This is a genomic window from Nocardia sp. NPDC060255 (assembly GCF_042727395.1).
GTDB lineage: Bacteria > Actinomycetota > Actinomycetes > Mycobacteriales > Mycobacteriaceae > Nocardia.
Window position 1 is genome coordinate 16,296 of sequence record NZ_JBHXAU010000027.1, and the last position, 22,937, is coordinate 39,232.

A 22,937-nucleotide genomic window follows, 5' to 3' on the forward strand; every position below is an offset into this window, starting at 1 on the left:
AACCCACAGTCTGACGGCACCTGCCGGGCACTGCCGGACGACCGTGTCGCTGGGTGGGACAACTCGACCCTGGTTGGCGACACCCGCTCGGCACAGGCTGGTTTCGGAACCAGATTCAGGGACGGGTGCGGACCACCAGGACACCGAGCTCGACCGCGGCATTGCAGACGGACGCCGACCGCACCGCAGCCAGACACCGACTGCACGACAACAGGATTCACCACGATCAGAGGAGACCTCATGCCTGTCACCACGATTCATACCGTGCCCCTCGCCGGAAATGGTCCGGTCGAGCTCACCGTCGCCGAATACGGCACCGGACAACCGTTTCTGCTGCTACACGGCGGGGCGGGGCCACAATCGGTGAGCGCCTTCGCCGAACTGTTCGCCACCAGCTACGACGTGCGCGTGCTCGCGCCGACCCATCCAGGCTTCGGCGGCACGCCCCGGCCCGAAACCCTGTACAGCATCGCCGATCTCGCCGCGCTCTACGACGCGCTGCTCGAGCAGCTCGACCTGACCGACGTCACCGTGATCGGCAACTCCGTCGGCGGCTGGATCACCGCCGAGATCGCGCTGCTGCGGAACCCGCGCGTCAGCGGCATCGTGCTCATCGACGCGGTCGGTCTCGAGGTGCCGGTGCACCCGGTCGCCGACTTCTTCGCCCTCGCCATGGACGAGGTCTTCACCCTCAGCTTCCACAACCCCGACCCGTTCCGCTTCGACCCGGCCACGCTGCCCCCGGCCGCACAGGCCGTCGCCGCGGGTAACCGGGCCGCACTGGCCGCCTACGCGGGCACCTCGATGACCGATCCGAACCTCGCCGAACGTCTTGCGGGCCTGGAGATTCCGACCCTGGTGCTGTGGGGCGAGAGCGACGGCATCGTCGATGTGGACTACGGCCGCGCGTACGCCGTGGCCATCCCCCTGGCCCGGTTCCAGCCGCTGCCCGGCACCGGCCACCAGCCGCAGATGGAAACACCGCACCAAGTCCTGCACGCCATCTGGCACAGCGCCGAGACCGACTTCTCCGTCTTCGCACGCTGACCACCCAATTTCCCGACCATATCGACGAATTCGAGGACCGATCATGTCGACCATCGCTGTCACCCGTGTGACGCACAGCTGCCACCTCATCGAAATCGGCGGCCGCACCTTCCTGACCGACCCGTGGTTCAGCACCAAACCCGGCTATTACCAAGGCGAACCGATCGCGGTGAGCATCGCCGAGCTGCCGCCGCTGGACGGCGTACTGATCAGCCACGACCACTATGACCACTGCGACCTGGAAACCTTTGCGGCATACCGTGATCACTCGGTGCCGTTCGTTGTCGCCGAGACCGTTGTCGAACACGCACATCGCGCCGGCTTCGACAACGTCACCGGACTCACGCCGTGGGACGACCTCGAGATCGGCGGCGTCACCATCACCGCGGTCCCCGCGAAACACGGCGTCCACGAAATCACCTTCGTGCTGCGCGCGGGCTCCGACGCCGTGTACTTCGCCGGCGACACCCTGCTGATCCCCGAACTCACCGAGATCCCCGACCGGCTCGGCCACATCTCACTGGCACTGCTGCCCACCAACGGCCTGCACGTGCGACCCGCGAACAACATGCAGGTCGTCATGAACGCCGAGGAAGCAGCCGAACTGACCGCCCTGCTCGCCCCCGAACTCGCCATCCCGCACCACTACGCCTTCACCAAAGGCTGGCTCGGCGACCGACTGATCACCGATAGCGACCGCGACCCACAACACTACCTGGAAGCAGCGCGAAAACTGGCCCCCGACACCACCGTTCGCATCATCGAACCCGGCGTCCGAGTGGAGCTCTGACCATGACCGACGATTTCCTCACCACGGCCTTGCGACACGACAACCTCCACGTCGACCGCACCGATCCCGACCCGCGCCCGATGATCGCGATCCTCGACGCCAAACCCGGCATGGCCGAAGCCTTCCGCGCGAAGATCGCCGAACTCGTCCGCGCGGTACGCAACGAGCCCGGCTGCCTCACCTTCACCGCCTACGAAGCCCGCAACCACCCCGGCCGCTTCTACCTCTACGAGATCTACACCGACGCAGCAGCATTCGACGACCACCTGCAAACCCAGCACGTCCACGACTTCATCTCCGCCATCCCCGAACTGAGCACCGGCGGCCCGGACAGCCTCGTCCAGCTCGACGAAGTCTCCATCGAATAAGGTTCAACAGCCGCCATGGTCGGAGGGCGCGTCAACGGTGCTGCGCCGCTACCCGGCCAGACGGCGCGACCATCCCTGTGGACCGCCGGTTCGGCCAATCTCCGCCGGCAGGGCCGGACGCGCGTGCACTTGCTCGATCGCGCGGCGACGCAGCTGGGCGCGGTCCTGTTTTCCGTTGCAGGTCAATGGGATTCGGCGAGTACGCACGAAACGGCTTGGCACTGCCGCTGGGGACAGCTGGTCACCGAGACTGGTGCGCAGCCGCCGGAACAGGCCCTCCGGCGCGCAGTCGGGGTCGGCGGGCTGGATCCAGGCGACCATGGTGGTGTCGTCGTCGACGTCGACCGCTACCACCACCGCGGCGGCGACTTCGGGATCCGCGAGCAGATGGTGCTCGATCTCGCCCGGTTCGATTCGCTCGCCATGGATCGTCACCTGGTCATCGATGCGGCCCAGGTACTCCAACTCGCCGTCGACCAGCCGTACTCGGTCGCCGGTGCGGTAGAGCCTGGGCACCGACGAGCCTTCGGGGGCCGTGACGAACGCCCGCATGGTCAGGTCGGGGCGGTCGAGATATCCCATCGCCAACGGAACTCCGCCGATGTGCAGCTCGCCCTCGTCGCCGGGACGGACCGGGCTGCCGTCCTCGCCGAGAACGCTCAGTACACAGTTGTCGATCGGACGGCCGATGTAGACCTGATCGATGTCTTCCGGCCGGACCGGACAGGTCCACGAGGTCACGTCGAGCGCGGCCTCGGCCGGACCGTACAGATTATGCAGGGCCGCAGGCAGTTTCGCCACGAATTCGCGGGCCACCGGAACCGGTAGCGGCTCACCGCCGCAGAACACGTGCCGCAGCGAAGTGCACCGGGCCGCGTCCGGCCAGCGTAGGAACTCCCGCAACATGGTCGGCACGAAATGGCAGATGGTGATCTGGTGCCGGACGATGGCGTGGGCGACCGATACCGGGTCGCGGTGTTCCGCCGAGGCCAGGAAGACGCATCGGGCACCGGCGATCAGCGGCAGCAGCAGTTCCCATCCGGACACATCGGCGGTGACCGGAGTCTTCTGCAGAATTCGGTCACCGGCACCGACGCCATACGTGTCGCGCATCCATTCCAGACGGTTGCACAGCGCGAGACCGCACACTGCGACGCCCTTGGGCGCCCCAGTGGATCCCGCTGTAAACAGTACGTACGCCGGTTGATCGGCCGAGGCTTCCGATAGGTTGTCGAACTCCTCCGTGTCGGACTCTCGCGGCATGTCCACCGCGCGCAACCCGCACTCGACGACCAACTCCCGTCCGGCCCCCGTCACCAGCGCGACCTCACAATCGGCGATCTCGGTGAACTGCCGCATCCGCGCCGAGGAGGCGGCCGGATCGACCAGCAGATAGGGCAGACCCGCCTTCAGCACACCGAGCATCGCGACGAGCAGCGCCCGGCCCCGCGGCACCGCGATCGCGACCGGCCGGGCAGGTGGCGCGGTCGCCCGGAGCATCCGCGCGACGCGATCCGATCGCAACTCCAGCTCCCGATACGTCAGCTCGCCGCCACCGTCCGATGCCGCGATCGCCTCCGGCGTTTCCCTCGACACCGCCCGGACCAGACCCGGAACACCGTGCCGAACACTGCGCTGAACCGTTCGCCCGCGCAGCTCCAGAGCCGCCAACGAGTGTTGGTGATACAACCATGCCTCCACGCTCAGACCTGTGTCCTGATTCGCCACGGTAGAGCGCAACAAACCCTGCGCGAAACGACCCTGACGCAACATTTACGAGGTTGGAGACGCGGCTCACGCAATCGCAGCAGGATTCTGTGTGCGTTGTCTCAGGAGGTTGCCGATCCCTACGTGGTTGACCTCATGCTGCTCGCCGATATCGGCTGGCGGCCGCCGCGTCACTGAGAACGAGGAGCGCGGTCGGGAGGATGTAGCCACTGGCAGCAGCGGTGCGTCAGCGCCTGCCGGGTGGCCGGGACGTCAGCGCGGCTCGGTCGTATCGCGCCCACGAACGGTTCCGATACCGCCGGCGCCGTCTCCCCCGGTCGTTGCGGGCCTCGGATTTCTGTCGAATGGCAATGGACAGCAAGGGCTTTCGCTGCATTCGAGCAGATCGTCACATCCAGCGGTCAAAGCCGCACGCAGGGTGTCTCGAACTACGCTGAGTTCAGCGAGTTTCGCATCGACTTCGGCGAGTTTGGTGGTGGCGCGGGCGTGTAGTCCAGGGCGCCGACCGCGGACTCTCGCCACCTCGAGCAGATCGGCCACCTCGTCCAGGGTGAATCCGACACGCTGCGCCGCCTTGATGACACGCAGCACTGTCACAGCTTGTTCGGGATAGAGACGATGCCCACCCAGTGAACGATCCGGCTCGGCCAGCAGCCCACGGCGCTCGTAATAGCGCAGCGTCTGGACGTTCACACCGGCCGCCGCCGCAACTTCGCCGGTCCGCAGGCCGGTACTCACCGTGGGCTCGCATGCACCGCAGTGCTGACCCGAGCCTGCAGCGCGTCGAGGACATCGACATACGCGGCAGGAACGTCGATATGCATCACCGAGCCGGTAGCGCTGGTGTCGAAGACAAAGGTGAAGAACGAACAGCACCCGACCTCACGGGCCGCCAGGTCACGACCGACCGCTTCGGCGTCCGCGGCAAGCTGGACATCGAGCCTCGTTGGTTGCGGGCGATCGACGTGATGCACTGAGCTACCGAAGAATTCGTCGAACTCGGCTACCCGCACCGGCTGCTCGACGGTGGGCAGCGTGCATGCATCCGGCACCCAACCACTGGAAGCAACGTTGATCGTCATGAATCCACGGTAAGCCTGTACCTGGGTACCGATTGCAAGATGCCACAGACGCCTGTTCAGTCCCCGCTGAACCAGAGGTATCCGTTCCGGCGGATAGCGGTCTCGGCGGCTTTGCGCAACGCGGTGAGCAATTCCGCCTCTTGGTCGTCGTCCGCCGACATCGTCGCCAGCTCATCGAGAAGAACGTTCAGCTGGGAGGTGTTGAACATGGTGTCCGCATGCGCGTGCAAGCCGCTGAGCAGGGAGCCCGCCGGGGCCTTCGCGCGATACTTGACGAGCGTGTCCGACGCATCACCGTATGCCAGCTCGACTTGTTCGTGGATCTGATTCTGAATGATGATGTCGATGCCCAATTCAACTCCTGCTATGTGAGCTCCACACCGGTCGCCTTGGCGACGTCCGCGAGCATCTTGTCTGCGGCCTGCACGCCGATGCCGGACATCCAGGTCTCGTCCGGTACCTCGATGGCCTTGCCGTTCTTTACCGCGCGCAGGTCGTTCCACACTGGGCTGGTGGTTACCGCGCCCTTCTGGGTCTTGCTCGGATCCTCCACGGTGGCAATGAAAATCAGGTCGGCGTCGGCCTGGTCGATCTGTTCGGGGCTGATGTCCCTCATGGTCTTCGCGGGATCGGTGGCGACCTGCGAGGCCGGGCGGGGCAGGCCGATGTCGCCGAGCACCACGCCGCTGAAGGACGTGCTCTGGTATAGGCGGGTCGGGCCTGCCATGAACCGGACCACCGAGGCTACCGGCAGCACACCATTGTTCTTCGCGCCGATGGCCGCGCCGAGGGCCTTCGCCCGGCCCTCGTAGTCCTTCAGTGCGTCGGCGGCCTGCTGTTCCAGACCGAGCGCCTGGCCGTGCACGGCCAGGTTCGCTTTCCAAGGGCCACCGGTGGTTTCGGTGAAGACGGTCGGGGCGATGCCGCTGAGCTTGCTGTAGATCTTCTCGTGACGGACCTTCGAGGACAGGATCAGGTCGGGTTTGAGCGAGGCGATCCGCTCCAGGTTCGGCTCGAGCAGCGGGCCGACATCGGTTGCCGCGCCGACCTTGTCCGCGAGGTACGCCGGGAAACTGCCGCTGGACTTGGTGTGCGGGGCGACCGCGCCGACCGGCTTGATGCCGAGCAGGGTGACCGAGTCGAGTTCGGCGGTGTCGAGCACCACCACGCGCTTGGGCGCGTGCGGGATCGTCACCGCGCCCATCGGGGTGTCGAGGGTGCGCGGGAAGCTGGCCGAGTCTGCCGCCGACACGGCGCTCTCCGGCTTGGCCGCATCGCTACCGCAGGCCGCCAGCGCGGACATACCCATCGCGGCGGCGACGAGCGCGACGCCTACGCGGCCGGATAGGCCCATTTGGAATCGTCGGGTGGACATGGCAGTTCCTCGTCTCTTGTCGTTGTGGCGCAACGTCTTCGGTGACGCTGTGCGGGTCGAGCCGGTCAGCTGCGAACGGCGGCAGCTGGTTTGCCGGCGGACGTATGTCGGACGGCTCGGCTCCGCGGCACCACCAGCGGGGTGCCGGTCTCCGGATCGGGGATCACTCGGCAGTCGACCTCGAACACAGTGCGCACCAGATCCGCGTCGAGCACGTCGGCGGGTGCGCCCGCCGCGGCCAATCGTCCCTCGTGCAGCACCACCAGGTGGTCGGCGTAGCGGGCGGCCTGCCCGAGATCGTGCAGCACCATGACGACGGTGCGGCCCGCCTCGGCGTGCAGATCGGCGACCAGATCGAGCACGTCGAGCTGGTGGCGCAGGTCGAGGAAGGTGGTCGGCTCGTCGAGCAGCAGCAGGTCGGTGTCCTGCGCCAGCGCCAGCGCGATCCAAGCGCGTTGCCGCTGACCGCCGGATAGCTGGTCGACGTGTTGATCGCGCAGTTCGGCGGTGCCGGTGCGGCGCAGCGCGTCCTCGACGGCCGCCTGATCCGCGGCCGACCAGGGGCGCAGCAGTCGCTGATGCGGGTGGCGGCCGAGCCGCACCAACGCCTCGACGGTGATCGCCTCCGGGGTGATCGGCTGCTGCGGCAACAGCCCCAACCGCAGCGCCAAGGCCCGGGCCGACATGCGATGGATATCGGCGCCGTCGAGGGTGACCGTGCCGGACGCGGGCCGCAGCAGCCTGGTCAGCCCGCGCAGCAGAGTCGATTTGCCACAGGCGTTCGGACCGACGATCGCGGTGATCGAATTGCCGGGCAGCACCAGCTCGAGGTCTTCGATGACGACGCGGTCGCCGTAGCGCAAATCCAGGTTGTGCGTGCGTAATTCGTTCGACACGTCGGGAGTCGCTGTGCCACCGGCACTCTCGTGACCGACCGGATCGCCGGGCATGTCCGGTCGAACGTCGTAAGCGGCGCGACTGTCGGTCATGCGGTTCTCCGTTGGACGGGGCTGCTTTCCCGCAGCATCAGAATCAGCAACCAGGGCGCGCCGACCGTGGCGGTGACCACGCCGACCGGCAGTCCGTTGATCGGCAGGACGTGCTGCACGATCAAGTCGCAACCCACCAGCAGCGTAGCGCCCGCCAGCCCCGTGACCGCCATGGTGCCCACGGTCGGCCGACCGGCGAGCAGCCGGACAAGGTGTGGAACCGCAAGGGCCACAAAGGAAACCGGACCGGTCAAGGCGGCGGCGAGGGCGGCGAGCGCAACCGTGGTGAGCAGCAGCGTGAGCCGGGCGCCGGAGACCGAAATACCGAGCGTGCCTGCCGAATCATCGCCCAGGTCAAGGACTTCCAGCGTTCGGTAGCGCAAGAACAGCACCGCCAGCACGAGCGCGCCGGCGATCGCGGCACCCTCGACCTCCGGCCAGGTCCGCCCGTAGAGCGAGCCGGTGGTCCACTGCATCGCCTGGCCGGCGAGTTCCCTGGGGAAGCGCACCACCATCAGGTTCACCGCGGCGGCCAGACCGGCTTGGACGGCAAGCCCGACCAGCACCAGGCGGGTGACCGACAACCCGGACCGCCAGCCGAGCGTGCCGAGCAGTACCGCGGCGAGCAGGCCGCCGCCGAGCGCGCCGAGCGGGATGAGCGTCTGGCCGGCACCGAGGGCGAGCACCAGCACCGAACCGAAGGAGGCGCCGCCGGTGACACCCATGACATCCGGGGAGGCCAGCGGATTGCGGAACAGTCGCTGCAGCACCGCACCCGCAACGGCCAGGCCCGCACCGGCGATCAGCCCGGCAACCACGCGTGGGGCCCGGAACTCCTGAACTATGTAGACGTCGCCTTGGTCGCCGAGGCCGATCACGGCTCGCAGCGCCGTCGGGACGGACATCGCCACCTCGCCGGTCGTGAGGGCGATCGTCGTGAGGACCGCCAAGGCGGCGGCGCACAGCACCCCGATCAGCAAGACCCTTCGCCGCTGTCGAGCCAGCGCAGTCGAACCCTCGACGGCCGTCCGAATCACGGTGCCGGACAACACTTGGTTCGTCATCGCACCTCCTTGCGGCGGGCCAGGATGGCCAGCAACGGCGCGCCGAGGAAGGCGGTGACGATCCCGACCTCGACCTCCGACGGCCGGGCGATGAGGCGGCCCAGGATGTCGGCGCTGAGCAGCAGCAGCGGACCGGCGATCAGGCAGCCGGGGATCAGCAGCCGGTTGTCGTTACCGAGCACCAACCGGACCAGGTGCGGCGCGGCCAGGCCGATGAACGCGATCGGCCCGGCAACGGCGACCGCCGAACCGGCGAGCAACACCACCGCGATCATTCCGGCCAGCCGGATCCGAGCCACCGGCATGCCGAGCGCCTGGGCGGAATCGTCGCCCAGCGCAAGCGTATTCAGCGAGGGGGCGATCGCCAAGCCGACAACAGCGCCGATCGCGAGGGTGGGCAGCATCGGCGTCAGCACGCTGAGGTTGCGTTCGGCGATCGAACCGGCCAGCCAAAAGCGGGCCTCGTCGAGTGTGCGCTCGCTGAACAGCAGCACCGATGACGTCCACGAGACGAGCACGAGGTGCAATACGGTGCCGCCGAGCACCAGCCGGATCGGATCCAGGTCGCCGGCCCGGCGCCCGAGAGCCAAGCTGAACACCGCGGCCGCCGCCGCGCCGGCGAACGCGAACCACACGTACTCGACCGGACGCGTCAGGTGCAGCGCGTAAATCGCGGTGACCACGGCTAATCCGGCACCCGCGTTGATGCCGAGCGTGGTCGGCGACGCAAGTGGGTTGCGGGTAATTCCCTGCACGACCGCGCCCGCGAGTCCGAGTGCCGCGCCGACCGCAAGCCCGACCAACGTGCGCGGCAGTCGCATCCCGGTGATCACCATGGCGTCGCGGCCCTGCCCGCCGAACAGCGCCTCGACAACGGTGCCCGGAGCCACCGATCGGGCGCCGAGCGCCAGACTGAGCACGATACACAGCAGCAATGCGGCAAACCCGAACAGCAGCACCGCGATACGGTGCCGCTGTGGCGCCGCACGCTTCGTGTCCACCGAGCTCATGACGCTAGAGCATAGGTTAGCGATACCTAAGGCTGTCAATTTTAGTCGAGGACAGGGAAGGCGACAACTCCGCTGAGCGGCGACAGCCCGGCAACTGGCCGGGGCTATTGCGGGAGGCAGTGTCCGGTGTGCCAGTCCATGACATCGCCCCACGCCTGGAACACGGGATCGGTGCGAAGAATCAGGTCTGCCGGAACACCTTCGAGCACAGCGGTTTCCGCGTTCGCCTCGATGAGTGCGTCGGCTTTGATCTCGGCCGGAGCATTGCCGGCGAACAGTCGCACGCGGTCACTGGCGCCGACGCGGTCGGCGGGCGGATTGTCGTGGAAGAGATCGACGAACAGGCTCGTGACATATTGGGCCTCACCGCACACGTCGTACGCCGGCTCCGCGTTCGCGGTTTCGGTCGCCGACAGGATGAGTCCGCTCGACAGTGCGACGACGGCGGCGGCCACGGTGCTGCTTCGGATCACGTTCATGAACGACATCCTGGGTACAGCTCCTTACAACCGCATTACAGCGGGGCGCCGCACTGTAATCGTCTTGAAACGGTCCCCGCATACGGTCGCCGGACCAGCTATTTCGTCTGCGACAGCACAGTTCGGCATAGATCAGAAGGAGGAGGGTAGTGAACGCTGTTCACTTGACCGTCGAGGAGGTGGCGATCCGCTGCGTGCACATGATGGCCGACGGCGCGATCGACGAGTTCGCGGCGTTGATCCATTCGCAGGCGGTCAACCGCGAGGCCGTCGCCGAACCGCCGGCCTGTCGTGGGCGCGGCCCGCAGGCGTTCTTCGCCAGCGCGCAGTGGCTGCGGTCCGCGTACGCGGACATGAGCTGGGAGGTCCACGAGGCGGTGTCCGATGGTGGACTCGTGGTGCTGCATACCACCATGTCCGGGCGTCAGGTCGGCGCCTTCGTCGCTTACGATGCGGAAGGTAAAGTCGCACAGGCATTTCCGGCGACCGGCAGACAATTCGCGGTGACCCAGACCCATTGGTGCCGAATTTCCGACGGACAACTCATCGAGCACTGGGCGAACCGGGACGATCTAGGCCAGGCAATGCAATTGGGCTGGACGCCGCCCAGCCCCGCGTATCTGGTTCGCATGCTGCGGGCGACCCGGCGGGCGCGCCGCGTGGCCGCCGGCATCGCCGCTGCCGCCGTCGTGGTCGCGTCCGTCGCACTCTCGGGCTGCTCCGCGAGCGGAAACAGTACGCCCGCAACACCTTCGGCTGCGGTGACGTCGACGCAACAGGCGCCCGCTGCGGCACCCGCACCGGCCTCAGCAGGCGAGGCCTGCGCTGAGGTCGCGTTCGAGGTGACAACCGTGCGCGATCTGCAACATGGCAACAATCCGGCCGATATCCGGGCGGCGGCACGGCGAATCGATGCGTTCGCCCTCTCGGCTCCCGGCGATATTCGCCGCGCGGCCCAGGGCGCGGCAGGCCCGGCGATCACCGTCATGAAGCACCCGGAGGTCCGCGGCGAAGTCAGCTCACCCGCCGTCGAGAACGACGTGCAGGAACTCGACGCTTGGCACGCATCGCACTGCTGACCCCGCCGTTCGCCGCCGCGCGGTCGGTGCGGCGCGTCCGATATCGTTGCGCGGGTGATTCGTTGCCGTATCCTCGGCCCGATCGAGGTCGAGGTCGGCGGAACTGTGGCCGACCTCGGTGGCCCGGTCCCCCGACGCCTACTGGCCGCGCTGTCGGCCGCCGGGGGCGACCCGGTGGGCAACGCCGTGCTGGCCGAGCTGGTGTGGGGCGCGCAGGCCCCGATGGACGCGGCCAACGCCATCCGGGTGGTCGTCTCTCGATTGCGCACCGCGCTGGGCCCGGCGGGCCGTGGTTGCCTCGAATCGGCCGCATCCGGGTATCGGCTCGTGCTCGGACCGGAGGACACGACCGACCATCTCCGCTTCACCGACCTGGTGGCGCGAGGTACCAAGGAACTGGCCGCCGGCTCAGCCGATACCGCCGCGCGCACGCTGGACAGCGCGCTGCGGCTGTGGCGGGGCCGTCCGTGGACCGAACTGGGCGAATCGCTGTGGGTGGCGGGAACCCGCGCCAAACTTGTCGAGTTGCGCGATGTCGCCGTGGAAGAACTGCAAGCGGCGCGGCTGGCCTGCGGTGACACCGCGCCTGCCGTGGCAGAGCTCAGCGAGGCGGTGATCGCGACGCCGTTCCGGGAAAGACGGTGGGAGCTTTTGGCTTTGGGCCTGTATCGCTGCGGCCGGCAGGCACACGCACTGGCCGAACTGCGCCGCGTCCGCCAGCTGCTGGTGGCCGAACTCGGCGTCGAACCCGGTCACGCACTGCGCAGACTCGAGCAGCGCATGCTCGAGCACGACCCGGATCTACTGATCGCCGAATCGGCACGCCCCGGCCATCTCTCGTCATCTGTCCCCCGGGAAACTGTCACGATCGCCCGGCCGCTGACCCGCCTGTTCGGCCGCGAGACCGACTTGGCGTTGCTCCGCGCATTGCCTGCGCACGCTCGGCTGGTCACCGTCACGGGACCGGCCGGCGTCGGAAAGACCCGCCTGGCCATCGAATACGCCGCCGACCTACCCGACGCCTGGCTGGTAAGACTCGCGGACATCCGCGACACACAGTCGATCGCCGCCGCCATCGCGACGGCAATCGCGGTCGCGCACAGCGCAATTGATTCCCTCACCGCGATCGAGCAAACAGTGCGGCAGCGATCGGCCCTGCTCGTCCTGGACAACTGCGAGCACCTGATCGCCGGCCTCCCCGACGTAGTACTGCCACTGCTGGCCGCCTGCGGCGGGCTGCGGATCCTGGCGACCAGCCGATGGGCCACCGCGATCGACGGCGAACACGTCGTCTCGCTCCATCCGCTGCCCGTCGAGGGCGACGCCAGTCCCGCGATCGAGTTGCTGTTCGACCGGTTGCGGGCGCACCGCCGCGGCTGGCAGCCAACCCCTACCGACATCGTCTCGGCGCGAGAAGTGTGTACCGCCGTCGATGGCCTGCCGCTGGCGATCGAATTGGCTGCGGCCAGAGCACACAGCTTCGGTCTGGCCGGGCTGACCACGCACCTGCGCCGACGGCTCGACGTCCTCGGCCGCACCGCACGTGGCTCGGTGTCGCCCCATGACTCACTCGACGCCGCCATCGGCTGGAGCATCGAGCAGCTCTCGGACGCCGACCGCTCGCTGCTGCTGCGACTATGGCCGTTCGAGGGCGGATTCACTTGGCAGGCAGTCGAATCGGTCCGTCCCGACACCGCGGATGCCGCGGTGGTGGCCACTCTCGCGGCGCTGGTGGACCGGTCGATGCTGACCGCCGATGTCACCACCGGTCACGCGCGCTACCGCATGCTGGAAACGATCCGCCGCTACTGTCGCGCCATCGACCCCGATGCCACGGATACCCAACGCGCTCATGCGCAATGGATCCGGGACCTGATCGCGGATCAGGTGGCGTTGTTCGGCACTCCGGCATTCGGTGACGCGATCCAGGTCCTGGGCAACGAACTCGCCAACATTCGATCCGGTATCGACTACGACCTCGAACACGAACCCGAACAGGCACTGCGGTCCACTGGCGCACTGGGATACATGTGGGTGACCGCGGGCGCGGTCCCCGAAGGACTGCGGTTGCTGCGGTCCGCGCTGCACGCCTGCCCGGACGCGCCCGCCGCGGATCGCGCACGCGCCCTGAGCGCCCTCGCGCTGACCTCCTGTCATGTCGGCGACGCGCAAACCGGGCTGAGTGCCGCCGAGCAGGCCCTCGCCCTGCTGGACGACACCGATCCGGCCCACGACCTGCTGCTGCTCGACGCCCATCTGCGGCGCTGTAATGCGCTGGCCGACTTGTACAGTCCCGAATTGCGTGCCGGGGCCGAGGCATTCGCCGCGGCCTGCGCGCACCGCGACCCGCCCGGCTACCTGCGTGCGACCGCGCTGTGGGGCCTCGGCTTAGCGGAGTTCCGCGACGGCAAACCGGATGCCGCGGCCGAAATCCTCACCCGCGCACACGAAATCAGCGTCCAGCACAGTTTTGTCCCTGGCGCGGCGATCACCGATCTCCTGCTCGCGTGGTGCGTACTCGCCGACCCGTCCGGCGGCCAGCCCACCGCCCGCCACGCCCTGAACCTGCTCGCTCGCGCGGTGGCCGCGTTCGGGCAGCAGCCGAACTACTCCGATGCACTCTGCGCCGTGCACGCGGGCGCCTTCGCCCTGGCCGAACTCGGAATGCACGACGTAGCAAGCCAACTCAGCTCGGCCGTCGCCCAGCACGCCGACCGCATCGGCACCGACCCCACCCGATACATGCGCGGTGCCGGGCCGGAACTCGATGCGCGCGTGACCCGGCTCCTGCCGACCACTCCGCCCCCACCGAACCCCATGTCGTGGGACGCGATGATCGACCTGTTCACCCGCACGGCCTCGGACCTGCCGGTAACGCGCTGACCGGCGCGGCCGTTGAAAGGCGGTTGAAACGACGACCGGGCATCCTGCTCAGCATGTTCCGGACGATTACGCGGGTGATACGCCGATGGCGGCCTGCGGCGGGAGTATTGACCGCCGCATGCTCGCTACTACTTCTCGTGGCCGTCCCGGCCACCGCGAACCCCGGCCCCGCAGGCCGATACCTGCACAACGATTTCTATGGGAACTGGGGATGCCTGACCGATCGCGGCGAGAACTTCAAGGTCGTCCTCATGGCATGTAACTTCGACGCCGACGGCTCCATCGCCGCGAATCAGCGATGGGATCACGTGCCGGTGCCGACCAGTCCGGGATACTTCCAGCTGGTCAGCGGGCTCGGCAACAGCCTCGAATTCGGCAACGGCGTCGGCGGCGCCTACGGAACCCCGTTGACCGCGATGCACTTCCCGCCCGGCAATTTCCACACGGCCTGGCTTTCCGACGGCTTGCGGTTACGGGCCGCATCCTGCGTCGTCGTCGACTCGCTGGTGTGCACCGTCGACCGCACCGGCACCATGATCTACCTCGAGCCCTACCAGCGCAGTCGCCCGATGCTGGCCACCATCGGCCCCACCACCCGGCTCGACAATTTCGACCCGCGCATGCTCGAGTGGACCCAAGGCCCGTAACGACTCACGGGGCTTCGGCACCGCGATATAGTGCCGCCCGCGCGAACCTGATCGACAGGCGACATGTAACGCCCAGTGCTCAGAGATCGAGTGCGCGGCCGACGATCTCCTTCATGATCTCGGTGGTGCCGCCGTAGATCGTTTGGAACCGGGCATTGAGATAGTCCTGTGCCGCATCGTATTCCGACATCAGGCCGTAGCCGCCGTGTAGCTGCACGCAGGCGTCGATGACCTTCTTCTGGAGTTCGGTGGTCCACCATTTGGCTTTGGCGGCGTCGGGAATCGTGAGTTTGCCTTGGGCCAGCAGTTCGACGCAGCGGTCGATGAAGGTGCGGGCGATGGTGATCTCGGTGTCGAGTTCGGCGAGCACGAAGCGATTGTGCTGAAAGGAGCCGATCGCGCGTCCGAAGGCCTTGCGCTGCTTGCAATACGCGATGGTGTCTTCGAGTGCGCGTTCCATGGCGGCGACGGCGACCACGGCGATGGCGAGTCGTTCTTGGGGCAGCGCCTGCATGAGGTAGGCGAAACCTTGGTTCTCCTGACCGAGCAGATTGGCTTTGGGCACCCGGACGTCGCGGAAGAACAGTTCCGCGGTGTCCTGAGCCTTCAATCCGATTTTGTCGAGGCTGCGGCCGCGTTCGAACCCGGGCATGCCGCGTTCGAGGACGAGCAGACTCGTTCCGGCGGCGCCTGCCGCGGGGTCGGTTTTCACGACGACGATGACCAGGTCGGCGTTGATTCCGTTGGTGATGAACGTTTTCGATCCGTTGACGATGTAGTCGTCGCCGTCGGCGATCGCGGTGGTGGCGATGGCCTGCAGGTCGCTGCCGCCGCCGGGTTCGCTCATCGCGATCGCGGAAATGGTTTCGCCGGAACAGAATCCGGGCAGCCAGCGCCGCTGTTGTTCGGGCGTGCAGTATTTGAGCAGGTAGGGCTGGACCAGGTCGTTGTGCACGATGAAGCCGGGCCCGTGCACGCGAGCTTTGGTGAGTTCTTCGTTGACGATGGCGTTGAAGCGGAAGTCGTCCTGGCCGCCGCCACCGAATTCTTCCGGTGCGGCGGTGGCCAGAATCCCGGCCGCGCCTGCCTTTTTCCACACCTCGCGTGGGACGATGCCGTCGGCTTCCCACTGTGCGTGGTAGGGCAGACATTCGCGTTCGGCGAAGGCGCGGACGGTCTGCCGGAACTGTTGATACTCCGGCGCTTCGGGTTCCCGGTACATGAATACCGTTGCCTTACTGCTGGTTCAGCAGCGGCAGCAGCGTCGCCAACTCGTCGCCGGTCGACAGCGGCACGGTGTAGCCGTCCCGGTTCTCGATCTCGTCGAGGTGCGCGAGAATGTCTTCCGCGGTCGGGGTCACGCCGTGACCGGCGTACCAGCCCGGGGTGAGACCGGTGAAGACGCGGGCGTATCGGCCACCGACCGCGGAGAAGCATTCGTGGGTGAGCTGGCAGGCCTCGCTGGCGAGGAACACCACCATCGGCGTAACCAGTTCGGGCGCAACCTGATCGGCGAACGTGCCGAGCAGTTCCTCGGTCATCCGGGTCCGCGCGACCGGCATGATCACGTTGCTTGCGATACCGGCCTTGGCGCCCTCGATCGCGAGCACGTTCGACAACCCGACCAGGCCCGCCTTCGCGGCACCGTAGTTCGATTGGCCGAAATTGCCGAACACACCGGCGTTGGACGAGGTGAAGACGAACCGGCCGTAGTGGTTGTCCTTCATCCGGGCGAACGCGGGCTTGCTCAGATAGAAGGCGCCCCGCAGGTGCACGTCGAGGACCGCGTCGAGATCCGCCCATTCCAGCTTCACCAGCGTCTTGTCCCGCAGAATTCCGGCGTTGTGCACGACGATGTCGAGCCGCCCGAACGCCTCGAGCGCGGTGTCGACGATTCCTTGGCCGCCCTCGGGAGTCGCGACGCTGTGCAACGACGCGGCCGCGCGGCCGCCGAGCGCCTGGATTTCCTCGACCACCCGGTTGGCCGCGGCGTCGGAGCCGCCGACACCGTCGACCGAGCCGCCCAGGTCGTTGACCACGACGGACGCACCGCGGCGGGCCAGTTCGAGCGCGTACTGGCGGCCGAGGCCGCCGCCCGCGCCGGTGACAATGGCGACGCGATTTTCGAATTCGAGTGTCACGAGCATCCTTTCGGCGGTGACGCCGGATTGGTGGGTATTCGGTCAGACATTCGGGGTCCCGTAGCCGAGTGAGCGATCGACGAACGCGATCAGCGACTCGACGACGGCGGGGTCGGCGGTGCCGTGCGCGAGCGGGATCACCAATGCTTGCGCCACCGCGCCCATGATCGCGGCACCGGCAACGCGGGGATCTTGCTCGGCGAGCTCGCCGCTATCGATCCCGACCTTGACCGCGCTGGCCAGCAGATCGGTGTAGGCATCGTAGAACGCGAGACGTTCGGCGGCGACCACTGTGTCGACAGGTTCGGCGATCAGGGCGTAAGCGAGCTTCGGTGAAGACAAGGCTCGGGTGCAGAACGTGCGCGCCGCCGCAAGGATCGAGGCACGCGGCGAACCTTCGGTCATGGCCTGCCAGCCCGCTGCGGATGCGGCGGAAACCTCGCGCGCCGAGGCCTGCCGGAACACCTCCGCGAACAGCTCGCCCTTGCCGGGAAAGAAACTGTAGATCGTTCCCGTGCCCACTCCCGCGGCCTCGGCCACCGCGGCCATGCTGCAGCCGCCGTATCCGTGTTCGGCTACCAAATCGGTTGCCGCCTTGACGATTCCAGCGCGAGTCGCGTCGAGACGCTGCCGCACCGCCGGCGTCTGCCGATAAGCCATGTCAACAGTTGAACCCAGGTTCGGTTCTTCTGTCAAGACTCGAATCCGGATTCATTCCTATCGGCCGGACAGCGCGCACCTCACAGCGCGGCTGCGGCGGCGATCATCAGTTCCCGGGATCGCTCCGGCGTCTCCGCCTGGATCGCGAGGCGATCCATGACCTCTCGGTAGAGGCGAACGTCCTCCCGGCGATCCAGATACAGCGCGGTGGTCAGCTGCTCCAGGTAGATGATGTCGGGCAGGTCTCGCTCAGCGAAACGCAGCATAGTGAACGAACTGCCCGCGGCCGCGCTGCCGCCGGACCGGTACGACAGCACCTGGATCGTCACGCTGGACTTCGCCGACATGTCCACGAGATGCTCGATCTGCTTGCGCTGCACCGCCGTACCGCCGACCGGCCGGTGCAGGACGGCTTCGTCCAGCACTGCCCACAGCATCGGCCCGCCGGGCACATCCAGAATCTTCTGACGCTTGGTCCGCAATTCGACGCGCCGTGCCGCGTCGTTGTTCTCCTGGCCGATCTCGACCATGGCGGTAGCGTAATCCTCGGTCTGCAGCAGACCCGGAACCAGTTGGCCCTCATAGGTTCTGATCGTCCGCGCCGCGCCTTCCAGCCCGACGTAGGTCTCGAACCACTGCGGCAGCAGATCGTTGTAGCGATGCCACCACCCCGGCTCGTTGGCCTTGAGCGCCAGATCCACGAACATCTCGCGCTGCTCGGCGTCGGTAACCCCGTACAGGTCGAGCAGATCCACGATGTCGCGTTTTTTGAACCCGGTACGGCCCAACTCGAGTCGGCTGATCTTGGCGTACGAGCCACGAATATGATCACCCGCGGCTTGCGGCGTGATGCCACATCCCTCACGCAGCTTACGTAATTGCCCACCGACCGCGATCCGCAGTGCCGTCGGGCCGCGTTCAGCGACACTCGAATCGACAGCGATCCGTTTCGGTTCTGCGGTCATAAGCGTTCCACTCCGATGTTGGGAAGACCACCAGCGGTAGCCCCACCCACGCCCTGGCAAGCCACACCGCGTCCACACTGATGATATCGCCCAGGAACGTAACAGCAATCGACGCACCGGGCCCGACTCGAATCGATCGGACACCGACTGCTGGCTTAGCACTAGATATCCCGCAATCCGCCGAAGAATCCGACGATCCTGCGGATTCGCCCCTCCCCCGAAACCGGGCGCCGCTACAACAGCGCCTGCGACCCGACGAGCTCCGCCGCCTCCGCCTCGGATTGCGCGGCGGGCGCCGAACCCCACATGTGTCGGCCGTTGGGTTCCTGCAGGAAGTAGACCGATATCGCGCCCACCAGACCCGCGATGATCAAATAGTAAGCGGGCCAGTTCAAATCGCCGGTCACTCCGACGAGTGCGCCGACCACCACCGAGGTGGTGCCTGCGAACAGGGACACCGCGACGTTGAACGCTACCGACAGGCCTGCGCCACGCACCTTCGTCGGGAAAAGCGAGGGCAGGGTGGACGGCATTGTCGCGCTGAAGCAGATCAGCGTCAGCCCCATCATCAGCAGGCCCGCGAAGACGGCGAACGCATTGTCGGTGCGGACGAGCAGCACCATCGGGAACGACAGCACGATCAGCGCCGCGATACCGGTCCAGATGATCGGTTTGCGGCCGACTCGATCGGAGAGCAGACCGAGCACTGGAATGGTCAGCAGCGCAACGGCCATCACCGCGATCTGCAGCCACTGCGAGGTCGACGAGGACACCCCGCCGCCGGTCGCGTCGGGCACCGTCGAGGTGACATAGGTCGGCATGTAGGAGGTCAGCATGTAGTTGGGGACGTTCCAGACCACGACCAGACCCATACAAACCAAGACGTAGGGCCACAGCTTCGCGAGGATCTTGGCCTCGTCGCCGGTCTTGTTCGACTTCTCGCGCTCCTCGGATTCCTTTTCCAGGGCGGCGAAAGCCGGGGTGTCGGCCAAGCGCATGCGCAGGTAGACGCCGACGAGACCGAGCGGCAGCGCGACGAAGAACGGCAATCGCCAGCCCCACGACAGCAACTGGTCATGACTCAGTGTGGCGTCGGCAAGCGTGACGACCAGCGCGCCGAGGAGATATCCGGTGAAAGTGCCGAATTCCAGCCAGCTGCCGAGGAATCCGCGCCGCCGGTCCGGCGCGTACTCGGCGATGAAGGTCATCGCGTTGCCATATTCACCGCCGGTGGAGAAACCCTGCAGCAACCGCGCGCACAGCAGCAACATGGGCGCCCAGATGCCGATCGAGTTCTGGTCCGGGATGCAGCCGATGGCGAAGGTGCCCAATGCCATCAGGATCATCGTGGTGGCCAGCACCCGGTTGCGGCCGATGCGATCGGCCAGCGGGCCGAAGAACATCCCGCCGAACGGGCGGACCAGGAACGCCACCGCGAACAGGCCGAAAGTGGCGACCGTGCCCGCGGTGTCGCCCAAGTGGGAGAAGAACACTTCCTTGATGGTCGGCTCGAAATAGGCGTAGACGCCGAAGTCGTACCACTCGGTGATGTTGCCGATACTCGCCGCGCCGATCGCCCGGCGGATGACCGGCGGATCGGTGACGACAATATCGTCGAGCGACCAACGCCTCGGACGTTCGCGCGGGTTCAGCACAGCCACAAGGACACAACCTCCTGGAGTTCGCGATCCGCTGCCGATCCCCGGACCACGGAACCCGCCGTGGAGATCGTGGCGCGGGTGCCGCCGGTCCGGGATTGCGCGTCTCAGGCTAAGGCGACCGTAGACAGATCCACGCGTGACGCTCCGCAGTCCAACCGAGCACAAACCCAGCGATCGCGTACCAACCCCGGGGCCGAGAGCACAAGATCGAACTGAGTAAGGTGAATACGTGCTGGTCAGGTGTGTAAAGGTGATAAGCCCCATCGACGGATCTACCAGGGAAACACACCCGTCGATCCGGATAGGCGCCGAGTACCCCGTCCTGTCGATCAGCTACACGAGTCGTGGACTGACCCTCCAAATCCTGACCGACGACGGTCCCAGCTATTGGCGCGCCGAGATGTTCGAAACCACATCCAGCAGTATCCCGAGCAGCTGGGTGACACAATTATCCGACGGTAACCTGGACATCGGCCCCGAGAAATTCCTGCGGCCCGGGTTCTGGGAGTCCTATTTCGATGACGACCCCGGGGCGATTCGAACTTTCACTGCCGAGCTGGAAAATCTGCGCCCCTGATGCGGAGATCCTGACCGTGTCGATATTCGCGAATTCGTTCGCATTCAGCGAGACGGTCTGGTGGCGGTCGGGGCGGTGTGCGCCGCGCCGCCGCCGGACTTCGCCAGCAGGCCGTACTCGATCGCCGTAGCGTCGGGTGTGGCCGAACCGCCGGATGCCGATGCGACACCTGTGCCCTCGATGTGGATCACACCATTTTCTGCGACAGCTGGTCCGGCCGCGATCGCGACTCCTGCCGCGATCGCTACCGTGAACACCGTGCCGGCGATGATTCGTTTCATGGTTCCTCCCGTGATCGAAAACACTTCCCTCGTAACACGTTCGAGGCGCGATCCGGGTTCAACCAGTCAGACGGCGAGTAACAGCTTGCCGGTGTTCGCGCCGGTGAACAGCATCTCGAGTGCTCGGCCGAACTCGGCGACGCCGCCCTCGACCACATGCTCGCGGGTCTTGATCTTGCCCTCGGCCAGCCACTGCGAGAGCTTTTCGATGGCCTCCCCATAGCGGTCGGCGTAGTCGAACACGACGAACCCCGTCATGGATGCCCGGAAGACCAGCAGCGACATATAGCGCGAAGGGCCGGGCGGTGGCTTGGCGGCGTTGTATGACGCGATCGCCCCGCTGAGGACAACCCGGGCACCCCGGCGCAAGTTGGCCAGTGCGGCATCGAGTATCTCCCCGCCCACATTGTCGAAGAAGACGTCGACGCCACCGGGCGCCAGTTCGCGCAGCCGCCGCAGCACATCCTCGCTGCGGTAATCGATCGCCAGGTCGAAGCCCAACTCCTCGACCAGCATGCGGCACTTCTCCGGACCGCCCGCGATACCGATGACCTTGGCGCCCAACGCTTTTGCGATCTGCCCAGCGACACTGCCCACGGCACCGGCCGCCGCGGAAATCAGCACGGTTTCACCCGCCTGCACTTTGCCGACGTCGAGCAGGCCGAAATAGGCTGTCATGCCGGTGATTCCGAGGGCGCCGAGCCACGTTGCCGCCGAGGCGATATCGAGATCGACCCGCTGCACGCCGCTGCCATCACTGATCGCGTACTCGGTGACACCGAACGTACCGCTGACCGTCTCCCCCACCGCGAAACCAGGATGAGCGGACTCGACCACGGTGCCGATATCCAGCGACCGCATGACCGCACCGATCGCGACCGGCGGAACGTACGACCGGACATCATTGAGCCAGCCACGCATCGCGGGGTCGATCGAGATGAGATCCACCTTCACCAGGATTTCGCCCGCCCCCACCGCGGGCAGCTCCTCGGTAACCACACTCCACGTGTCCGCGTCGGGCAGCCCCTGCGGACGCTTGGCCAGCCGCACCTGTTGGGTCGTCGTCACAAATACTCCCTCGCTGTCAGGAAATGGTGCTCACTCTAGTTGCGAACTCTGCCCACACCGTGCTGATTCAGCGGCACTCCACCTCGCCTAGCTCGGCACATCTGACGGCCCCCACTTTCTGGGGCACAGCGTGGCGTTAACACTTCGACCGAAGGTACTCGGAGCAGGGAGTTTCGAAAAAAGCTACGGTGAACTGCGTTTATTCGCAGCCGATTACACAAATTCTTGCAGGTACGTGACGTAACGGGAACTGCCACACATCGATGTGCAGCTTGCATACCGAACGGTTGCAGTACCGAACTGGAGGGGATCTCATGCGGATCAAATCACTGCTCGTCGCCGGCTTCGCGGCGGGCGTCGCCATCACCGTCAGCGGTTGCGGCACGACCGGGTCGGCGCCAACCCCGGCGACCCGAACTCCGCTGCCTTCAGCGCAACCCGGGCAGCCCACCCAACCGGGGCAGCCCACCCAACCCGGGCAGCCGCCGCAACCAGGGCCCGTGAGCGAGCCCGGCGGCAGTGTCCCCGCGCCCGGCGGCAACATCCCCGAACCCCCCGCAGCACCCGCGACCAGAACCGTCGTCGCGGACCCGCCGCCACCCGCCGACACCCCACCCCCGAAATGCGTTACCGCCCAACTACGCCTGGACAAGGGAGTCGGCGGCCAGATAGGCGGAACCTGGTTCCTGAGGTTCATCAACTCCAGCTCGCGAACCTGTGTCCTGCAAGGCTTCCCGGGCGTCTCACAAACCAACGGCCCCACCGGTGATCCGGTAGGCGAGCCCGCCGATCGAGACCAGGGCCCACAGGCCCCCAAACCGGCCCCGGTCACCCTCACACCAGGCGCGGCAGCACAATTCGAGTTCATCTCCTACCTCAAGCAGATCAACGAATGCGCCGCCCTGCGCACCAACACCCTGCGCGTCTACCCGCCCGACAACACCGAATCACTGTGGCTGCCTTGGGACAACCTGATCTGCCCGAGCCCGCAGCGCATGCTGATCGTCCGAGCGATCACACCCCTGTAGGCGCTACACCCCGAC

At 66.7% G+C, this 22,937-nt stretch carries 24 protein-coding genes; 8 read left to right on the forward strand and 16 right to left on the reverse strand.

The features are described from left to right. Positions 1–240: 240 nt before the first annotated feature. Genes ACFWF1_RS35650 through ACFWF1_RS35660 form a run of 3 tightly spaced genes read left to right on the forward strand, consistent with a single transcriptional unit; the run spans position 241 to position 2,205 of the window. Complete coding sequence (locus ACFWF1_RS35650) at positions 241–1,047, forward strand: alpha/beta fold hydrolase (RefSeq protein ID WP_379283715.1); 807 nt, start codon at positions 241–243, stop codon at positions 1,045–1,047. 43 nt (positions 1,048–1,090) lie between these two features. Beyond that, complete coding sequence (locus tag ACFWF1_RS35655; protein WP_379283714.1) at positions 1,091–1,837, forward strand: MBL fold metallo-hydrolase; 747 nt, start codon at positions 1,091–1,093, stop codon at positions 1,835–1,837. A gap of 2 nt (positions 1,838–1,839) precedes the next feature. After that, positions 1,840–2,205 carry a putative quinol monooxygenase gene (locus ACFWF1_RS35660; protein WP_379283713.1) on the forward strand — a complete coding sequence of 122 codons (366 nt, stop codon included), beginning with the start codon at positions 1,840–1,842 and terminating at the stop codon, positions 2,203–2,205. A gap of 48 nt (positions 2,206–2,253) precedes the next feature. Here the strand turns inward: ACFWF1_RS35660 and ACFWF1_RS35665 are convergent, their stop codons facing one another. From ACFWF1_RS35665 to ACFWF1_RS35705, 9 genes are all read right to left on the reverse strand, one after another. Continuing rightward, entirely contained in the window at positions 2,254–3,801 is a 1,548-nt protein-coding gene (locus tag ACFWF1_RS35665) for an amino acid adenylation domain-containing protein (protein ID WP_379283712.1), read from the reverse strand. A 384-nt stretch (positions 3,802–4,185) separates the two neighbouring features. Continuing rightward, positions 4,186–4,671, reverse strand: coding sequence for a MerR family transcriptional regulator (locus ACFWF1_RS35670; RefSeq protein ID WP_379283711.1), 486 nt, complete (start codon positions 4,669–4,671; stop codon positions 4,186–4,188). Continuing rightward, on the reverse strand, positions 4,668–5,015 hold the full coding sequence (locus ACFWF1_RS35675; RefSeq protein ID WP_379283710.1) for a hypothetical protein: 348 nt from the start codon (positions 5,013–5,015) through the stop codon (positions 4,668–4,670). Before ACFWF1_RS35675 ends, ACFWF1_RS35670 begins: the two co-directional genes overlap by 4 nt. Before the next feature lie 56 nt (positions 5,016–5,071). Further along, entirely contained in the window at positions 5,072–5,368 is a 297-nt protein-coding gene (locus ACFWF1_RS35680) for a hypothetical protein (protein ID WP_379283709.1), read from the reverse strand. Positions 5,369–5,379: 11 nt separating this feature from the next. Further along, entirely contained in the window at positions 5,380–6,390 is a 1,011-nt protein-coding gene (locus tag ACFWF1_RS35685; protein WP_379283708.1) for an ABC transporter substrate-binding protein, read from the reverse strand. A gap of 65 nt (positions 6,391–6,455) precedes the next feature. Beyond that, positions 6,456–7,340, reverse strand: a complete 885-nt coding sequence (locus ACFWF1_RS35690) for an ABC transporter ATP-binding protein (protein ID WP_379283913.1) — start codon at positions 7,338–7,340, stop codon at positions 6,456–6,458. A gap of 35 nt (positions 7,341–7,375) precedes the next feature. Then, complete coding sequence (locus ACFWF1_RS35695) at positions 7,376–8,443, reverse strand: FecCD family ABC transporter permease (RefSeq protein ID WP_379283707.1); 1,068 nt, start codon at positions 8,441–8,443, stop codon at positions 7,376–7,378. Continuing rightward, complete coding sequence (locus ACFWF1_RS35700) at positions 8,440–9,453, reverse strand: FecCD family ABC transporter permease (protein ID WP_379283705.1); 1,014 nt, start codon at positions 9,451–9,453, stop codon at positions 8,440–8,442. Before ACFWF1_RS35700 ends, ACFWF1_RS35695 begins: the two co-directional genes overlap by 4 nt. Before the next feature lie 104 nt (positions 9,454–9,557). Then, entirely contained in the window at positions 9,558–9,932 is a 375-nt protein-coding gene (locus ACFWF1_RS35705; RefSeq protein WP_379283704.1) for a hypothetical protein, read from the reverse strand. A 149-nt stretch (positions 9,933–10,081) separates the two neighbouring features. Between ACFWF1_RS35705 and ACFWF1_RS35710 the strand changes: the two genes are divergently transcribed. The 3 genes from ACFWF1_RS35710 to ACFWF1_RS35720 are packed head-to-tail and all read left to right on the forward strand — an operon-like array spanning position 10,082 to position 14,541. Beyond that, positions 10,082–11,011: an ester cyclase gene (locus ACFWF1_RS35710; protein ID WP_379283703.1), complete on the forward strand. Its 930-nt coding sequence runs from the start codon at positions 10,082–10,084 to the stop codon at positions 11,009–11,011. Positions 11,012–11,065: 54 nt separating this feature from the next. Further along, positions 11,066–13,894 (forward strand): BTAD domain-containing putative transcriptional regulator, encoded by a 2,829-nt coding sequence (locus ACFWF1_RS35715; protein ID WP_379283702.1) that lies wholly within the window; start codon positions 11,066–11,068, stop codon positions 13,892–13,894. A gap of 53 nt (positions 13,895–13,947) precedes the next feature. Continuing rightward, the gene (locus ACFWF1_RS35720; RefSeq protein ID WP_379283701.1) at positions 13,948–14,541 is read left to right on the forward strand and encodes a hypothetical protein; all 594 of its coding nucleotides are present in this window, start codon (positions 13,948–13,950) and stop codon (positions 14,539–14,541) included. Between the two features lie 79 nt (positions 14,542–14,620). On the opposite strand, the gene ACFWF1_RS35725 is transcribed toward ACFWF1_RS35720, so the two are convergent. The 5 genes from ACFWF1_RS35725 to ACFWF1_RS35745 form a co-directional block, all read right to left on the reverse strand. Then, positions 14,621–15,763, reverse strand: coding sequence for an acyl-CoA dehydrogenase family protein (locus tag ACFWF1_RS35725; RefSeq protein ID WP_379283700.1), 1,143 nt, complete (start codon positions 15,761–15,763; stop codon positions 14,621–14,623). 13 nt (positions 15,764–15,776) lie between these two features. After that, positions 15,777–16,688, reverse strand: a complete 912-nt coding sequence (locus ACFWF1_RS35730) for an SDR family NAD(P)-dependent oxidoreductase (RefSeq protein ID WP_379283699.1) — start codon at positions 16,686–16,688, stop codon at positions 15,777–15,779. A 36-nt stretch (positions 16,689–16,724) separates the two neighbouring features. Then, positions 16,725–17,342 carry a TetR/AcrR family transcriptional regulator gene (locus ACFWF1_RS35735; protein ID WP_379283698.1) on the reverse strand — a complete coding sequence of 206 codons (618 nt, stop codon included), beginning with the start codon at positions 17,340–17,342 and terminating at the stop codon, positions 16,725–16,727. 80 nt (positions 17,343–17,422) lie between these two features. Beyond that, entirely contained in the window at positions 17,423–18,307 is an 885-nt protein-coding gene (locus tag ACFWF1_RS35740; protein ID WP_379283697.1) for a helix-turn-helix domain-containing protein, read from the reverse strand. A 233-nt stretch (positions 18,308–18,540) separates the two neighbouring features. After that, positions 18,541–19,968, reverse strand: a complete 1,428-nt coding sequence (locus ACFWF1_RS35745) for an MFS transporter (protein WP_379283696.1) — start codon at positions 19,966–19,968, stop codon at positions 18,541–18,543. Between the two features lie 250 nt (positions 19,969–20,218). On the opposite strand from ACFWF1_RS35745, the gene ACFWF1_RS35750 reads away from it, so the two are divergent. Beyond that, entirely contained in the window at positions 20,219–20,545 is a 327-nt protein-coding gene (locus ACFWF1_RS35750; protein WP_379283695.1) for a hypothetical protein, read from the forward strand. A 44-nt stretch (positions 20,546–20,589) separates the two neighbouring features. Here the strand turns inward: ACFWF1_RS35750 and ACFWF1_RS35755 are convergent, their stop codons facing one another. Together ACFWF1_RS35755 and ACFWF1_RS35760 are read right to left on the reverse strand one after the other, a co-directional pair. Continuing rightward, a complete protein-coding gene (locus ACFWF1_RS35755; RefSeq protein ID WP_379283694.1) occupies positions 20,590–20,826 on the reverse strand; it encodes a hypothetical protein in 237 nt (78 codons plus the stop codon). Between the two features lie 66 nt (positions 20,827–20,892). Further along, positions 20,893–21,894 carry an NADP-dependent oxidoreductase gene (locus tag ACFWF1_RS35760; protein WP_379283693.1) on the reverse strand — a complete coding sequence of 334 codons (1,002 nt, stop codon included), beginning with the start codon at positions 21,892–21,894 and terminating at the stop codon, positions 20,893–20,895. Between the two features lie 314 nt (positions 21,895–22,208). On the opposite strand from ACFWF1_RS35760, the gene ACFWF1_RS35765 reads away from it, so the two are divergent. Continuing rightward, on the forward strand, positions 22,209–22,922 hold the full coding sequence (locus tag ACFWF1_RS35765; protein ID WP_379283692.1) for a DUF4232 domain-containing protein: 714 nt from the start codon (positions 22,209–22,211) through the stop codon (positions 22,920–22,922). Positions 22,923–22,937 lie beyond the last annotated feature (15 nt).

What these genes read in the sequence shown, in the direction of transcription:
- ACFWF1_RS35650 (WP_379283715.1), top strand. Translation starts at nt 241, where the DNA reads ATGCCTGTCACCACGATTCATACCGTGCCCCTCGCCGGAAATGGTCCG.
- ACFWF1_RS35655 (WP_379283714.1), top strand. Translation starts at nt 1,091, where the DNA reads ATGTCGACCATCGCTGTCACCCGTGTGACGCACAGCTGCCACCTCATC.
- ACFWF1_RS35660 (WP_379283713.1), top strand. Translation starts at nt 1,840, where the DNA reads ATGACCGACGATTTCCTCACCACGGCCTTGCGACACGACAACCTCCAC.
- ACFWF1_RS35675 (WP_379283710.1), bottom strand. Translation starts at nt 5,015, where the DNA reads ATGACGATCAACGTTGCTTCCAGTGGTTGGGTGCCGGATGCATGCACG.
- ACFWF1_RS35685 (WP_379283708.1), bottom strand. Translation starts at nt 6,390, where the DNA reads ATGTCCACCCGACGATTCCAAATGGGCCTATCCGGCCGCGTAGGCGTC.
- ACFWF1_RS35690 (WP_379283913.1), bottom strand. Translation starts at nt 7,340, where the DNA reads ATGCCCGGCGATCCGGTCGGTCACGAGAGTGCCGGTGGCACAGCGACT.
- ACFWF1_RS35695 (WP_379283707.1), bottom strand. Translation starts at nt 8,443, where the DNA reads ATGACGAACCAAGTGTTGTCCGGCACCGTGATTCGGACGGCCGTCGAG.
- ACFWF1_RS35700 (WP_379283705.1), bottom strand. Translation starts at nt 9,453, where the DNA reads ATGAGCTCGGTGGACACGAAGCGTGCGGCGCCACAGCGGCACCGTATC.
- ACFWF1_RS35705 (WP_379283704.1), bottom strand. Translation starts at nt 9,932, where the DNA reads ATGAACGTGATCCGAAGCAGCACCGTGGCCGCCGCCGTCGTCGCACTG.
- ACFWF1_RS35720 (WP_379283701.1), top strand. Translation starts at nt 13,948, where the DNA reads ATGTTCCGGACGATTACGCGGGTGATACGCCGATGGCGGCCTGCGGCG.
- ACFWF1_RS35725 (WP_379283700.1), bottom strand. Translation starts at nt 15,763, where the DNA reads ATGTACCGGGAACCCGAAGCGCCGGAGTATCAACAGTTCCGGCAGACC.
- ACFWF1_RS35730 (WP_379283699.1), bottom strand. Translation starts at nt 16,688, where the DNA reads ATGCTCGTGACACTCGAATTCGAAAATCGCGTCGCCATTGTCACCGGC.
- ACFWF1_RS35735 (WP_379283698.1), bottom strand. Translation starts at nt 17,342, where the DNA reads ATGGCTTATCGGCAGACGCCGGCGGTGCGGCAGCGTCTCGACGCGACT.
- ACFWF1_RS35740 (WP_379283697.1), bottom strand. Translation starts at nt 18,307, where the DNA reads ATGACCGCAGAACCGAAACGGATCGCTGTCGATTCGAGTGTCGCTGAA.
- ACFWF1_RS35755 (WP_379283694.1), bottom strand. Translation starts at nt 20,826, where the DNA reads ATGAAACGAATCATCGCCGGCACGGTGTTCACGGTAGCGATCGCGGCA.
- ACFWF1_RS35765 (WP_379283692.1), top strand. Translation starts at nt 22,209, where the DNA reads ATGCGGATCAAATCACTGCTCGTCGCCGGCTTCGCGGCGGGCGTCGCC.